This is a genomic window from Streptomyces sp. NPDC004667, from assembly GCF_040609475.1.
Taxonomy (GTDB): domain Bacteria; phylum Actinomycetota; class Actinomycetes; order Streptomycetales; family Streptomycetaceae; genus Streptomyces.
The window spans coordinates 41,504-54,542 of record NZ_JBEXKC010000053.1 but is presented as its reverse complement, the minus strand read 5'-3'; the positions used below and the strand labels follow the sequence as shown (position 1 = coordinate 54,542).

Below are 13,039 nucleotides of genomic sequence, written 5' to 3'. Positions count from 1 at the left end.
GCTGCGCCCCGCGGCCGGCGTCCGCGCCCGAGCCGCCCGCGTCGCCCGTGTCGGCCCCCTTGCGGCGCGCCGCCCGGCCCGGTCCGGACACCACCGGGGCGAGCTGGGTCTCCGCCGCCGCGAAGGCCGCGCCCGCCGGGGCGAACGCCGCGCCGGCGGTGGCCGACCGTACGCCCGCCAGCAGCGCCGCCGTCACCGGGACCAGCGCCAGACCGGCCAGCAGCCCCTCCGCCGGGACCAGACCGTTCCACAGCCCCGAGCAGCGCAGGCACTCCCGGGCGTGCCGGGCTATTCGCTTGCGCCACAGGGCGGAGGGCCGTCCGTCCCAGGTGCCCGTCATCGCCCGCAGCCCCTCACAGGGCGGCTGCGTCTCCAGTGCCCGCTCCACCACCCGGGCCGACTCCAGCTGCGCCTTCATCCGCTGCACCCGCACCGCCGCGTGCTGCGGGGTCAGCTCCAGTGCCGCGGCCATCTCGGCCCGGGTGACCTCCCCGGCGCACTCCAGCCACCACAACGACAGCAGCGCCCGGTCGTCGGGCTCCAGCCAGCGCGTGGCGCGGGCGGTCTCGCGCCGCTGCCCCGACAGGTGGAGCCGCGTGACGGTCAGGTCGGCGAAGTCGGCGCCGGGGTCGGCGAGGTCCCCGGCCTCCTCCAGCCCGCTCTGCCCGGGGCCGTTCTGGCGGGACTGCCAGTGCGCCCGTACCCGGTTCATCGTGATCGCCACCAGCCAGGACCGGAAGCTCTCGTCCGTACGCAGGTCGCTCAGTCCGTCGAGCGCGCGCAGCATCGTGTCCTGTACGACGTCGTCCACGTCGACCGACCCGTTCAGGGCGCGTCCGACGATGTTGTAGACGAGCGGCAGGTGGGTGCTGACGAGCTCGTCCTGGGCGCGGGGGTCACCCGCGCGGGCCGCTGCCACCAGCGCTGCCGTGTGCTGTGTACTCATGTGAAAAGTCCCTGTCCGTACCGGCGGTCGATGATGCCCAACAACTGGGAGACCGTCGAGTGGGGCCCCGATAACACTTATCCGGAAGAAGTTTCCGGGAAAATCCGCGGAGCCGCCGCACGCGGGCGGCCGGACGGCTCAGAGCAGCGGCGCCAGCGCCCGCGCGGCCTCCCGGAGGGCCGGGGCGCAGCCCTCGGCCTCCTGACGGGAGACCAGGAAGGTGACGGTGGTGACGGAGACCCCGCCGAGCGGCCGGCCGTCCGGTCCGGCGACGGCCACCCCGGCGCAGCGGATCGAGGGCTCGTTCTCCTCGTCGTCCACGGCGAACCCCCGCGCGCGCACCGCCGCCAGCTCCGCCTCCAGTTCCGCCGTCGTGGTCAGCGTCCTCGGGGTGCGGCGCGGCAGGCCGGCCGAGGCGACCAGGGCACGGACCTCCTCCGGGGGCAGCAGGGCCAGGACGCTCTTGCCGATCGCCGTGGTGTGCAGCGGCATCCGGGCGCCCACGCGCGAGGCCGTCCGGAAGGGCTGGTCGGCCTCCAGCTTGCGGATGTAGGTGATGGTCTGCCCGGTGTGCAGCGCCAGGTGCACCGTCTGGCCGGTCTTCCGCCGCAGTTCGTGCAGGACCTCGTCGACACCGGCCGGCTCCGCGGCGCGGACCAGGGCCGACAGGCCGTGCAGCCGGGGACCGGTTCCGTAGCGGCCGTCGCCTTCCGGGCGGACGAAGCCCTGCTCGATCAGGGCGGCCAGGATCCGGAAGGTGCTCGACTTCGGTACGGCCGCCGCCGTCATGACGTCGGTGAGGCGGTGCGGGCCGCCCGGCGCGGCGACGGCCTCCAGGATCCGCAGGGACTTCTCCAGGGCGGAACCCGCCGCCGAGCTACGGCCCGCGCGAGCGGGCCCGGCCGTCGCGGCGACGGCCTCCGTCACGTCCTCGGATGCCCGGCCGGGCGCTTGCTCCGTTGACACGTCATCTCCCGGCATGGGTAAGGTCTGGACCACGAAGTTCCGCCACACGATACCTCGTTCCACTACGTGGAACACATCGGAGGGTGCTTTGTCCTGCCATCCGTACGCGGTGATAGCCGCCCAGCGCCTGCTGCCGGTCCTGCGCAACACCGGCGCGGACGAGGCCGTCCGGGCCGCCGCGGACCTGCTCGCCGCCGGCTGCCGCGCCGTGGAGCTCACCACCTCCACCCCCGGCTGGGCCTCGGCCGTCGCCCGCACCGCCCCGCTCACCGACGCCCGCGGGCGCCGCGCGCTGATCGGCGTGGGCACCGTGACCACCCGCGCGCAGGCCGAGGAGGCACTCGACGCGGGCGCCGGCTTCCTGGTCTCCCCCTACCCGGCCCCCGCGGTCCGCGAGGTCGCGCGGCGCCGCGCGGCGGTGTTCGTCGAGGGCGGTTTCACCCCCGGCGAGATCGCCGCCGCCGTCCGGTCCGGCGGCGCCGCGAAGGTCTTCCCCGCCCACGTCGGCGGCCCGGACTTCATCCGCTCCCTCAAGGCGGTCCTCCCCGACGCCCTGCTCATCGCGACCGGAGGCATCCGGCCCGACGAGGTCCGCACCTGGCTCGCGGCGGGCGCGAGCGCCGTCGGCATAGGCGGCGGCCTGCCCGCGGACCCGGACCGGCTGGCGGCGCTCTTCGCGGAACCGGCCGGACCGTGCTGCGCCGCGTGCGGGGCGGACCCCGACGAGCCCGGTGGCGGTGTGCGGTGACGACGGCCGCCGCATCCCGTGCGTACGACGTCCTCGTGCTCGGCGAGGTCCTGGTCGAGATCCACGCCGGCTCGGCCCTGCGCGCGGTGGCCGACGGAACCACCGCCCGCGTCTCCTTCTCCGGCGACGCGCTCAACGCCGCGGCCGCCGCGGCGGCGGCCGGAGCGCGCACCGCCCTCCTCATGGTCGTCGGCGACGACGAACTCGGTGACCCGCTGCTGCGCCGCGCCGCCGAACTCGGAGTCGACGTCTCCCACGTCCACCGCGCCCCCCGCCCCAACGGCGCCTACCTGGTCGGCGCCGACACCGAGGGGGACCGGGAGTTCGTCTACTGGCGCACCCGCAGCGCCGGTTCGACCCTCTCCCCGGCCCACACCCGGGCCTGGCGGAAGCTGCTGACCGCCACCGGGGCGCTCGTCACCAGCGGGATCACCGGCGCGCTCTCGCCGACCGCCCGGGAGGCCGTACTGGACGCCGCCCGTACCGTCCACGCGGCCGGCGGGCACCTCACGTACGACCCCAACCACCGGCCCCGGCTGACCGGGCGGGACCCGGCCCGGGACCTGCTGGCCCGGATCGCGCCGATGACCGGACTGCTCAAGACCTCCTGCCCGGCCGACGCGCTCGCCCTGGTGGACACCGCCGACCCGCGGGTCGCGGCGGCCCGCTACCGGGCGCTGGGGGCCCGCGCCGTCGCCGTCACCTGCGGCGCCGGGCTGCTGCTGCTGGACGACGGCGCCCGCGTGGCGGGCTTCCCGGTCCCGCCCAATCCGGCGCCCGTCGACGCGACCGGTGCCGGGGACTGCTTCACCGGCACGGCCACGGCCCGGATCGCGCTGGGCGACACCCTGGAGCGGGCGGTGGCCCACGGGGTGGCGGCCGCCTCCCTCTCGGTTTCGGGCCGCGGGGGCACCGGGTACGTGCCGGCCTTCGCGGACACCGCCGCGCTGGCGGCTACGGTCCGGCCGGGTATCCGACCGGGTCCGTGATCCAGCCCGCCGCCAGGAGGAGGCGCGAGGTGCGGTGGACGGCCAGGAACCCGAAGGGCCGGTCGAAGGTCACCTTCGCCCCGCGGGTCCGGTAGCGCCGGCCCGGCGCCGCGCAGCCCGCCGCGGCGCCGACCGCCGTCACGGCGGCGGCCTCGAACCCGCGCGCGTGGAAGCGGGCGAGCGCGGTCTGCCGGGCCGAACCCACCGCGAGCGGCTCCCGGCTGATACCGGGGAAGTGGCCGCGGGCGGCGTCCGCGGCCGTCTCCAGGCCGAACACCCCGGCCCGTTCCAGGAGATCGTGTTCCGCGCGCACCTCGAAGGCGGCCGTCTCGATGAAGAGCCGCGGCTCGGGGGATTCCGAGACCACCGTGCCGATGCGCAGGCCGGGGCCCGGAGCTCCGTTCGGCAGCACGCTCACGCCCGTTGCGGGGAGGGCGCGGGTGACGGCCCGGATGCCGGTGCCCAGCACGTCCCCGGGGCGGGCCCGGGGCTCGCCCAGCACGAGGTGGACGTCGACCCCGGTGTCCGCGACCACCTCCAGCAAGGTGACCGCCCCGCCGGGACCCCGGGCCACCTTGACCCGGTCCAGCAGGGTCGTGTCGCGGCGCAGCATGTGCAGGGGCCGGCCGGCCCACGGCCCCTCGTGCGCCTCTCCGTACCCCTCGTGGAACGGCTGGATCCAGCCCAGCCGCAGGGTGAGCGCCGAGGCCAGCACCAGCCGGACCTGGTCGGGTCCCTCCGGCAGCGTGACCGGCATCCGCTCGATCAGGCCGTCGGTGCGCTCGCGGGCCCAGCCGTCCAGCACCTTGCGGTCGCGGTCGGTGTCCCCGCTCAGGGTGCCCCTCGTGCCGGGAGGGAGCGCCGCCGACCAGCCGGGTTCCAGGGGAAGGTCCTCGCGGGTCCAGAGTCCGGTCGCCGACCGCAGCCCCCGTACGCCGCCCAGCGCGGCCAGCAGTTCCCGTGCGGCCGGCGTCGCGTCCTCGGCGGGTATGCCGAGCGCCTCGGCCAGCTCCGTCCGCGCCGGGCCGGCCGCGCCGCCCGCGAGGAGGGCGAGCAGCGGCCAGAGCCCGGCCGCGGTGAAGACGGTGCCGGCCTCCGCGGCCGGGACGGCGGCCGCCCAGCGTGCCGTGAGCCGGTTGACCGCGCGTACCGTCGAGTTCCTCATGCGCGCGAGCGTACGTGGGGGGCGCCGCCGGGCGGGAACGGTTTTTCGCGGCCCGGCGGAGCCGGTACCGGCACACCGCCCGGCCGTCCGAAAAACATCCTCCACGGCCCTGGGCTCCTCTACGCCCCCTCGCTACCCTCCGCGCATGATTCCCACGGTGGTCTGGGGCACCGGCAACGTCGGCCGCGCGGCGATCCGCGCCGTCGAGGCCCACCCGGCGCTCGCCCTCACGGCAGTGATCGTCCACAACCCCGGCAAGGTCGGCCGCGACGCGGGCGAACTCGCCGGACTCGACCGGCGGCTGGGGGTGGCGGCGACCGACGACGCGGCGGCGGTGCTCGCCGCCCGCCCCGCCGCCGTCGTCTACGCGGCGTCCGGCGACGTCCGCCCCGACGACGCCCTCACCGACATCACCCGGGCGATCGCGGCCGGAGCGGTCGTCGTCAGCCCGGCCCTCTACCCCCTCTACGACCACCGCGGCGCCCCGCCCGAGTTCCGGGACCCGGTCCTGGCGGCCGTCGCGGAGGGCGGCGGCTCCCTCTTCGCCTCCGGCGTCGACCCCGGCTGGGGCAACGACGTGCTCCCGCTGCTGCTCAGCGGCCTCGGCAGCACGGTGGACGCGATCCGCTGCCAGGAGATCTTCGACTACTCCACGTACGACCAGCCGGACTCGGTCCGCGACCTGGTCGGCATGGGCCGTCCCATGGACCACGAGCCGATGATGCTCATGCCCTCCGTCCCGACCATGGTGTGGGGCGGCCAGATCCGCATGATGGCCCGCGCCCTCGGCGTGGAACTCGACGAGATCCGCGAGACCTCGGAGCGCCGCGCCCTCGACGCCACCGTGACCACCCGCACCATGGGCGAGTTCGAGGCCGGCACCCAAGGTGCCATCCGCTTCGAGGTGCAGGGCATCGTCGAGGGCGAGCCCCGCATCGTCATCGAACACGTCACCCGTATCCACCCGTCCTGCGCCCCCGACTGGCCCACCCCGCCCGACGGGAGCGGGGCCCACCGGGTCGTCATCGAGGGCCGCCCGCGCATCGAGGTCACCGTCGAGTGCACCGACGAGGACGACAACCGCTCCGCCGGGGGCAACGCCACCGCCGTCGGCCGGCTCGTCGGCGCCATCGACTGGCTGGTCGACGCCGAACCGGGGCTCTACGACGCGCTCGACGTCCCGCTGCGACCCGCAGTCGGCAAACTCGGAAGGAAGCAGCCATGAGGATCGACGTCCCCGAAGGACAGCACCCGATCGAGTACGTGTGGGGCGACCTGGTGCCCGGCATCGGCATGGCCGCGGCCAACTTCTCCCTGTCCGTCTACGCCCACACCACCCTGGGCCTGCGCGAGTTCGAGGCCGCCCGGCTGCGCATCGCGCAGATCAACGGCTGCGTCTTCTGCCTCGACTGGCGCACCGACCGGGACGGGGAGAAGGTCGAGGAGGGGTTCGCCGACGCGGTGACCGAGTGGCGGACCACCGGGGCCTTCGACGACCGCACCCGGCTGGCGGCCGAGTACGCGGAGCGCTACGCCCTGGACCACCACAACCTCGACGAGGAGTTCTGGGCCCGGATGACCGCGCACTACAGCCAGGTGGAGATCGTGGAGCTGAGCATGAGCATCGGCTCCTGGCTCGCCTTCGGCCGGCTCAACCACGTGCTGGGCCTCGACAGCGTCTGTGTGCTGCCGGGCGGCTGAAGCGGCCCGGGGCCGTGCGGAGGCGGTTCCGCACGGCCCCGGGCCCGGATCGCCGGCGGCCTCACAGGTCGGTGGCGATGATCTTCTCTATGTTCCGCTCGGCGAGGGCCGTGATCGTCACGAACGGGTTGACGCTGGTGTTGCCGGGGATCAGCGCTCCGTCGATCACGTAGAGGCCGGTGTAGCCGCGCAGGCGGCCGTAGTTGTCGGTGGCCTTGTTCAGCACGGCGCCGCCGAGCGGGTGGTACGTGAGGTGGTCGCCCCAGATCTTGTTGACGCCGAAGAGGTCGCTCCGGTAGATCGTCCCCTCCTTCGAGTTGATCTTGTCGAAGATGCTCTTCGCCATGTCGATGGAGGGCTGCTTCCAGGCGGTCTGCCAGTTCAGGTCGACCTTGCCGGCGGCGGCGTTCCAGGTGAACTCGGCGCGGTTGGGGTTCTTGGTGATCGAGAGGTAGAAGGAGGCGTACGTCTCGATCCCCGTGGGCAGCGGGGCCACCTCGGCGAAGGCCCCGCCCGCGTCCCAGTTGTCGATGCCGCCGCAGGGGATGGCGGCCTGGACGTTGCCGGTGGGGTCCCACATGTGGTTGGCCCGGCCGCACATGACGTTGCCGTTGTCGCCCCAGCCCTTGCCGATCTCGTCGTTCAGGTCGGCCAGCGCCCCGGTGGCCTTCAGCTTGACCAGGAGCTTGCTGGTGCCGACGCTGCCCGCCGCGAAGAACACGCGGTCTGCGGTGACGGTCTTGGTGGCGACCACCGCCCCGGTGGTGTCGATCTGTTCCATGCCGACCGCGTAGCCGCCACCGGCCGAGGGGGAGACGGTGGTGACCCGGTGAAGCGGGGAGATGGCGACCTTGCCGGTCGCCCGGGCGGCCGCGAGGTAGGTCTTCTGGAGGGACTTCTTGCCGGCGTTGTTGCCGTAGAGGATCTCGCCGTCGACGGCGGACTTGGGGACGGTGCCGGCGACCTCCTGCTTCATGTAGTCCCAGTCGTAGACGTCCGGGACGAAGACGAAGGGGAAGCCGGAGCGCTGGGCGTGCTTGCGGCCGACCCGGGCGAACTGGTAGCAGTCCACCGTGTCGAACCAGGCAGGGTCGATCAGACCCACGCCGAGCCCGGCGTTGGCGCGCGGGTAGTAGGTGGAGTACATCTCCTCCGCGTCCACCGACGGCAGGATCGCGGCGAAGTTCTGCCGCTTGGGCGTCACCGCCATACCGCCGTTGACCAGGGAACCGCCGCCCACGCCGCGGCCCTGGTAGACGATGATCCCGCCCATCTCCTCGGCATCGAGGATGCCCGTGTACCGCGGGACGTCCTTGTCGATGGGGAAGCCGAGGAAGTTGCTGAGCGGGGCTTTGGTCCTGGTGCGGAGCCAGTACGAACGGTAGTCGGGCTTGGTGGTGTTGGCGAAGATCTTGCCGTCGCTGCCGGGGGTGTCCCAGGCCATGCCCATCTCGATCATGTGCACGTCGACCCCGGCCTGCGCGAGCCGCAGCGCGGCGACGGAGCCGCCGTAGCCGGTACCGATGACGAGGGCCGGGACGTGGGCACCGGAGTCGATCGGCGCGTTCGCGGCGGCCGCCCCGGTGGCGCTTTCCGCTCGGGCCGGGACGGTGTTGACCGCCAGGGCCATGGCTCCAAGAATGGAACCGGTTCCGGTAATGAAGCCGCGGCGTGACACGCCCTTGGACACCTTGCTGTGCAGGCTTTTGTCACTCATTTGATCTTCCTCACTCTCGACGGAGTGAGAACAAGTTCTACTGTCGAATGCCTGCCAAGTCACTACACGCGTCGAGGTAACTTGTGACCGTTTTCGCCTGCTGGGCCTGTTGGGTTCGGGAGCGCGGGGGAAGGTTCCCGCCGGGCCGCCGCGAACTTTCCCCGAGTCGACACCCGAATTCAGTGGATCTTCGCGACCTGCCGTGTCATGGTTGGTCCCACCAAAGGGGTGTAGCTCAGCTGGTCAGAGCAACGGTCTCCAAAACCGTAGGCCGCAGGTTCGAATCCTGCCGCCCCTGCAAGACTCACCTTCACGAACACCGACGAACGCCCAGCGGGAACTTTCTCCCGCTGGGCGTTCGCTGTGTTTCAGGAGCGTCAGCCGTGACTGCCGCCCCGGCGGCCGGGGTTGACGAGGCCGGGCAGGCCGGGCAGGCCGGGCAGGTCGGGCAGGTCGAACAGGGAGTCGATGGAGTAGTCGGCGACCTGCCGGACGGTTTCGTCGTCAGCCCACCAGTGGCCCCACGGGCCGCGGCGGAGGTGCGCGGTCAGCAGGCCGACGGCCGCCGCGGGGAAGACGTCGTTGGCGGGGTGGTCGCCGACGTACAGGTCGGTCTCGTCGAGCCGTTCGCCGCGTCCGGCGGCCTCCCGGGCGGCGTACTCGGCCGCGACGTCGATGTCCGGGCGGAGCAGGCGAATCGCGTCGGCGTTGTCGCGGCCGTCGACGACGACGGCGCCGACCAGCCCGGACAGGGTGTGCCTGGGGACGCCGAGCCAGTCGGCCCAGCCGGCCCGGTGGCGGTCGTCGCGGGTGAGGGTCTCGCCGACGTCGAGCACGACGGTACGGATCATGCGGGCCGGCTTATGAGAGCGCGGACCGGATGGCGGGTGGGGCCCGATATCCTGTGCGACATGATCCCGACCCCTGCCGAAGACCGCGCCGCCGAGCTGAACGAGCGGATCCGCGCGCTCGTCGCGGTCGGGCAGGCGGGCTCCGACGAGTACCAGGCCCTGTTGCGCGAGTGGCTGCGGGCAACTGTCGTAGCCGCGGCCTGAGATCCGGCCGCGGCAAGCCAAGCGAACGGCGGCCTCGTGGTGTTGCGGCGGGCCGTGGACGAGGAGTGCCCCGACGTGCGGCGGCTACGGTCGCCCGAGGCCTGACGGTGCTCCGCCCCGCCGGTCTCTCGTGCCCTGAAGGGCCCGGCGGGGCGGGGCCGTGCAGCTGCAGCCCGCAGCGTCCCCGCAAGTCAGGAACTGCTCGCGGATGATGCGCCCACGCTATCCGCCACCACTGACAACGGGGCCTGACCCGGAACAGCGCACTCCGACCCGCCGGCGGGTCCGGGACGTGGACCGCCGATGTCTGTGCACCGGGCACGCGGCGCCCCTCCCGTGGGGAGCCGGGAGGGGCGCCGGCCCGGGAGGGTCCGGTGGCAGCACCGTAGACCCGCAGGTGGGGGCGACGGTAGGCATATGACAGGGCGGATTGCGGAAAGTGGAACGTCCGCCCCGGTGGTAGGAGCGACTCCTGTCGTCCCCGGGCGTTCGTGCGCCGACCCCGGTGGCGGTCGGCCGCGTTGGATCTGTGGACCCCCGTTCGAGGCAAAGGCGGCATCTGGCACACTTGTGCGGGTTGTCCCGGGCGGCGCAGGACAGGAAACCGGTGCGAATCCGGTGCGGTCCCGCCACTGTGACCGGAGTTCCGCCGACCCGCGGGCCCCGGGAGTCAGACACTGACGCGCCGCCTCTTCACTTCGACCGGGGACGAGGATCCCCCGGAGAGGCCTCGCCATGTCGCGTTCCCGCGCAACCCTGCGCTCAATCGCCGCCCTCGCCTTCCTGGTTCCCCTCGCCGCGTGCGGCGGGCCGGCCGACGGACCCGCCGGTGCGGTCCGGCCCGGCCCCGGAGCGCGGCCCGCGCCCGGGTTCCCGTACACCGTCACCAACTGCGGTGTCACCAGCACCTACCAGGCCCCGCCCGAGCGGGCCGTCACGATGAACCAGCACGCCACCGAGATCATGCTGGCCCTCGGACTGCAGGACCGGATGGTCGGCACGGCCTATCTCGACGACTCCGTGCTCCCCGCCTACCGGCCCGCCTACGACAAGATCAAGGTGCTGGCCGGCGAATACCCCTCCAAGGAGGTGCTCCTCGGAGCCGACCCCGACTTCGTGTACGGCGGTTACGCCAGCGCCTTCGACAAGGGCCAGGGCCGGGACCGTGAAGGGCTGGCCCGGTCCGGCATCGGCTCCCGGCTGAGCGTGGAGTACTGCACCCGGGGCCCGGTCGGCCTCGCCCAGCTGAAGACCGAGATCACCGAGGTCGCCCGGACCTTCGGCGTGCCCGAACGCGGCGCGGCCCTCGTCGAGGACGAGCAACGCCGCGTCGACGCCGTCACCGCGCGGCTGAAGGACGCGCCGAGGCCGCCCGTCTTCGTCTACGACTCCGGTGAGGGCTCCGCCTTCACCTCGGGTGGCAAGGGCATCGGCAACGAAATCGTCACCCTCGCCGGAGGCACGAACGTCTTCGCCGACCTCGACGACACCTTCGGCGACGTGTCCTGGGAGAAGGTCATCGAGCGCAAGCCCGAGGTCGTCCTCATCTACGACTACGGCGGCACCACCGTGGAGTCCAAGAAGCAGCGCCTGTTGAACGACCCGGCGCTGGCGGAGGTTCCCGCGGTCAAGAACCGGCGGTTCGTCGTGCTGCCGCTCTCCTCCGCCGTGCTCGGCGTCCGCGTCGCCGACGCCGTCGAGTCCCTGGGCCGCCAACTGCACCCCGACGCCGCGTGACCCGCGGCCGGACCGCCACCGTCCTCCTGCTCCTCGCCGCCGCGCTGGCGGCGTCGGCGGTGGCGGGGCTCGCCCTGGGCCCCGTACGGATCGCCCCCGGCAAGGTCCTCGACCTGGTCCTCGCCGGACCGGGCGCGCGGGGCGGAGCCTTCGCCTCCATCGTGTGGGACGTCCGCATGCCGCGCGTCCTGCTCGGTGCGGTCGTCGGCGCCGGACTCGCGGTCGCCGGCGCGGTGCTCCAGGCCCTCGTGCGCAACCCGCTCGCCGACCCCTTCCTGCTCGGCGCCTCCTCGGGCGCCTCCGCCGGGGCCGTGCTCGTCATCGTCTTCGGTACGGCCGCCGGTGCGGGCGCCGTCGGCTTCCTGGGCGGGGCCGGGGTGCCGCTCGCCGCGTTCGCCGGGTCGATGGCCGCGCTCGTCACCGTCTACGCCCTGGCCCGGCGCGGCGGCACCATGACCACCGGCCGGCTGATCCTGGCCGGAGTCGCCGTGCAGTACGTGCTCTCCGCGCTGACCAGCCTGGTGCTCGTACTGTCCGCGAGCCCCGACCAGATGCGCTCCGTGCTGTTCTGGACGCTGGGCGGCCTGGGCGGGGCCCGCTGGGACGAACTGGCCCTGCCCGCGGCCGCGCTGTTCGTCGGGACCGGTGTGCTCGTCACCCTGGCCCGGCCCCTCGACCTGCTGCTCGCGGGGGAGGAGGGCGCGCACACCCTCGGGTTGGACACCGGCCGGTTCCGGGCCGCCGCGTTCGTGCTCACCTCCCTCGTGATCGGGGTGCTGGTGGCCTCCAGCGGGGCGATCGGCTTCGTCGGGCTGATGGTTCCGCACGCCGCCCGGATGGTGGTGGGCGCCGGGCACCGCGCCCTGCTGCCCGTCGCCGCTCTGGGCGGGGCCGTGTTCCTGACGCTGGCCGACCTGCTGGCCCGTACGGCGGCCGCGCCCGAGGAGATACCGGTCGGCGTGGTCACCGCACTGGTGGGAGGGCCGTTCTTCCTGTGGATGCTGCGCAGGTCCGGCCGCGGCGAGGGGGTGGTGGGCGGATGACGGGGAGTCCGGTGGAACTCACCGTCGAGGCCGTGCGTTACGAGATCGACGGGCAGCCGCTGCTGCGCGGAGTCGACCTGACCGCCCGGCCGGGGGAGACGGTCGCCGTGGTCGGGCCGAACGGCAGCGGCAAGACCACACTGCTGCGTTGCGTCTACGGCACGCTGCGGCCCACCGCCGGCCGCGTGCTCCTCGACGGGGAGGACGCGGGCCCGATGAGCGTCAAGGAGCGGGCCCGGAAGGTGGCTGCCGTTCCCCAGGACGGCGCCGGCGCCCTGGGCCTGACGGTCCGGGAGGCCGTCGCCATGGGGCGCAGCCCGCACAAGCGGTTCTGGGAACAGGACGGCCCGGGGGACGCACTGCGCGTCGACAGGGCCCTGGAGACGGTCGGCGCGGCCGCCTTCGCGGCTCGGCGCTTCGAGGAACTGTCCGGCGGGGAACGCCAGCGCGCGCTCGTCGCCCGCGCCCTCGTCCAGGAAACGGGCCTCCTCGCCCTGGACGAGCCGACCAACCACCTCGACATCCGCTACCAGCTGGAGGTCCTGGACCTGGTGAGCGGCCTGCCCACGACGAGCCTGCTGGTCCTGCACGACCTCAACCTGGCGGCCTCCTTCTGCGACCGGCTGTACGTCCTGGCGGGCGGCCGGGTGGTCGCGGCGGGGGTGCCGGGCGACGTGCTGACGGAGGACCTGCTGGCCGAGGTCTATGGTGTCCGCACGCGCATCGGCACCCACCCGACCACGGGCGCCCCCAGCATCGTCTATCTCCCCCCGGAACCGCCCGCCGCACGACGGCGACACGCACCGGGCGGAACGGCCGGGCCCTGACGCACGTTCACGTCCCGTGCCGAGGGGGCGCGTCGGCCGGGCGTGACGCCCCCGCCTCCTGCGGGCTCGGACGGGGCGGGTCGAGGTGCGCCCCGCCCGGCCGTGGCAGACCCGGTCAGGGCCGCGCCGGGGCTGGGGCTGGGGC

The 13,039-nt window shown here is 73.8% G+C and carries 13 protein-coding genes, 1 tRNA gene and 1 riboswitch; of the genes, 9 read left to right on the top strand and 5 right to left on the bottom strand.

Annotated elements, in window-relative coordinates:
• Together ABZW32_RS26230 and ABZW32_RS26225 are read right to left on the bottom strand one after the other, a co-directional pair.
• Positions 1-946, bottom strand: a 946-nt coding sequence (locus tag ABZW32_RS26230; RefSeq protein ID WP_356220056.1) for a sigma-70 family RNA polymerase sigma factor, incomplete at its 3' end; no start/stop codon positions are given.
• A 138-nt stretch (positions 947-1,084) separates the two neighbouring features.
• Positions 1,085-1,912, bottom strand: coding sequence for an IclR family transcriptional regulator (locus tag ABZW32_RS26225; protein WP_356220053.1), 828 nt, complete (start codon positions 1,910-1,912; stop codon positions 1,085-1,087).
• Positions 1,913-2,000: 88 nt separating this feature from the next.
• Here ABZW32_RS26225 and ABZW32_RS26220 point away from each other — a divergent pair, with 88 nt between their 5' ends.
• A complete protein-coding gene (locus ABZW32_RS26220; RefSeq protein ID WP_356220051.1) occupies positions 2,001-2,660 on the top strand; it encodes a bifunctional 4-hydroxy-2-oxoglutarate aldolase/2-dehydro-3-deoxy-phosphogluconate aldolase in 660 nt (219 codons plus the stop codon).
• Complete coding sequence (locus ABZW32_RS26215; protein WP_356220048.1) at positions 2,657-3,649, top strand: PfkB family carbohydrate kinase; 993 nt, start codon at positions 2,657-2,659, stop codon at positions 3,647-3,649. Before ABZW32_RS26220 ends, ABZW32_RS26215 begins: the two co-directional genes overlap by 4 nt.
• Here the strand turns inward: ABZW32_RS26215 and ABZW32_RS26210 are convergent.
• Positions 3,615-4,814, bottom strand: coding sequence for a serpin family protein (locus tag ABZW32_RS26210; RefSeq protein ID WP_356220045.1), 1,200 nt, complete (start codon positions 4,812-4,814; stop codon positions 3,615-3,617). The two genes, ABZW32_RS26215 and ABZW32_RS26210, sit on opposite strands and share 35 nt — an antisense overlap.
• Before the next feature lie 145 nt (positions 4,815-4,959).
• Here ABZW32_RS26210 and ABZW32_RS26205 point away from each other — a divergent pair, with 145 nt between their 5' ends.
• Entirely contained in the window at positions 4,960-6,039 is a 1,080-nt protein-coding gene (locus tag ABZW32_RS26205) for a dihydrodipicolinate reductase (RefSeq protein WP_356220042.1), read from the top strand.
• Positions 6,036-6,515: a carboxymuconolactone decarboxylase family protein gene (locus tag ABZW32_RS26200; protein WP_030229787.1), complete on the top strand. Its 480-nt coding sequence runs from the start codon at positions 6,036-6,038 to the stop codon at positions 6,513-6,515. The genes ABZW32_RS26205 and ABZW32_RS26200 overlap by 4 nt, the downstream gene beginning before the upstream one ends.
• Positions 6,516-6,576: 61 nt before the next feature.
• Here the strand turns inward: ABZW32_RS26200 and ABZW32_RS26195 are convergent, their stop codons facing one another.
• Positions 6,577-8,232, bottom strand: a complete 1,656-nt coding sequence (locus tag ABZW32_RS26195) for a GMC oxidoreductase (RefSeq protein WP_356220039.1) — start codon at positions 8,230-8,232, stop codon at positions 6,577-6,579.
• A gap of 224 nt (positions 8,233-8,456) precedes the next feature.
• Between ABZW32_RS26195 and ABZW32_RS26190 the strand changes: the two genes are divergently transcribed.
• A tRNA-Trp gene (locus tag ABZW32_RS26190) sits at positions 8,457-8,530 on the top strand.
• 79 nt (positions 8,531-8,609) lie between these two features.
• Here ABZW32_RS26190 and ABZW32_RS26185 read toward each other — a convergent pair.
• The gene (locus ABZW32_RS26185) at positions 8,610-9,083 is read right to left on the bottom strand and encodes a hypothetical protein (RefSeq protein ID WP_356220038.1); all 474 of its coding nucleotides are present in this window, start codon (positions 9,081-9,083) and stop codon (positions 8,610-8,612) included.
• Positions 9,084-9,143: 60 nt separating this feature from the next.
• On the opposite strand from ABZW32_RS26185, the gene ABZW32_RS26180 reads away from it, so the two are divergent.
• The 4 genes from ABZW32_RS26180 to ABZW32_RS26165 all read left to right on the top strand — a co-directional run bounded on the left by ABZW32_RS26180 (position 9,144) and on the right by ABZW32_RS26165 (position 12,894).
• Positions 9,144-9,287 (top strand): hypothetical protein, encoded by a 144-nt coding sequence (locus ABZW32_RS26180; protein ID WP_356220035.1) that lies wholly within the window; start codon positions 9,144-9,146, stop codon positions 9,285-9,287.
• Positions 9,288-9,844: 557 nt separating this feature from the next.
• Positions 9,845-9,988: riboswitch (cobalamin riboswitch) on the top strand.
• A 34-nt stretch (positions 9,989-10,022) separates the two neighbouring features.
• Positions 10,023-11,024 (top strand): ABC transporter substrate-binding protein, encoded by a 1,002-nt coding sequence (locus ABZW32_RS26175; protein ID WP_356220032.1) that lies wholly within the window; start codon positions 10,023-10,025, stop codon positions 11,022-11,024.
• Positions 11,021-12,067 (top strand): iron ABC transporter permease, encoded by a 1,047-nt coding sequence (locus tag ABZW32_RS26170; protein WP_356220029.1) that lies wholly within the window; start codon positions 11,021-11,023, stop codon positions 12,065-12,067. Before ABZW32_RS26175 ends, ABZW32_RS26170 begins: the two co-directional genes overlap by 4 nt.
• Positions 12,064-12,894 (top strand): ABC transporter ATP-binding protein, encoded by an 831-nt coding sequence (locus ABZW32_RS26165; protein ID WP_356220026.1) that lies wholly within the window; start codon positions 12,064-12,066, stop codon positions 12,892-12,894. Before ABZW32_RS26170 ends, ABZW32_RS26165 begins: the two co-directional genes overlap by 4 nt.
• Positions 12,895-13,039: the final 145 nt, after the last annotated feature.

What these genes read in the sequence shown, in the direction of transcription:
- ABZW32_RS26175 (WP_356220032.1), top strand. Translation starts at nt 10,023, where the DNA reads ATGTCGCGTTCCCGCGCAACCCTGCGCTCAATCGCCGCCCTCGCCTTC.
- ABZW32_RS26210 (WP_356220045.1), bottom strand. Translation starts at nt 4,814, where the DNA reads ATGAGGAACTCGACGGTACGCGCGGTCAACCGGCTCACGGCACGCTGG.
- ABZW32_RS26195 (WP_356220039.1), bottom strand. Translation starts at nt 8,232, where the DNA reads ATGAGTGACAAAAGCCTGCACAGCAAGGTGTCCAAGGGCGTGTCACGC.
- ABZW32_RS26200 (WP_030229787.1), top strand. Translation starts at nt 6,036, where the DNA reads ATGAGGATCGACGTCCCCGAAGGACAGCACCCGATCGAGTACGTGTGG.
- ABZW32_RS26180 (WP_356220035.1), top strand. Translation starts at nt 9,144, where the DNA reads ATGATCCCGACCCCTGCCGAAGACCGCGCCGCCGAGCTGAACGAGCGG.
- ABZW32_RS26205 (WP_356220042.1), top strand. Translation starts at nt 4,960, where the DNA reads ATGATTCCCACGGTGGTCTGGGGCACCGGCAACGTCGGCCGCGCGGCG.
- ABZW32_RS26165 (WP_356220026.1), top strand. Translation starts at nt 12,064, where the DNA reads ATGACGGGGAGTCCGGTGGAACTCACCGTCGAGGCCGTGCGTTACGAG.
- ABZW32_RS26185 (WP_356220038.1), bottom strand. Translation starts at nt 9,083, where the DNA reads ATGATCCGTACCGTCGTGCTCGACGTCGGCGAGACCCTCACCCGCGAC.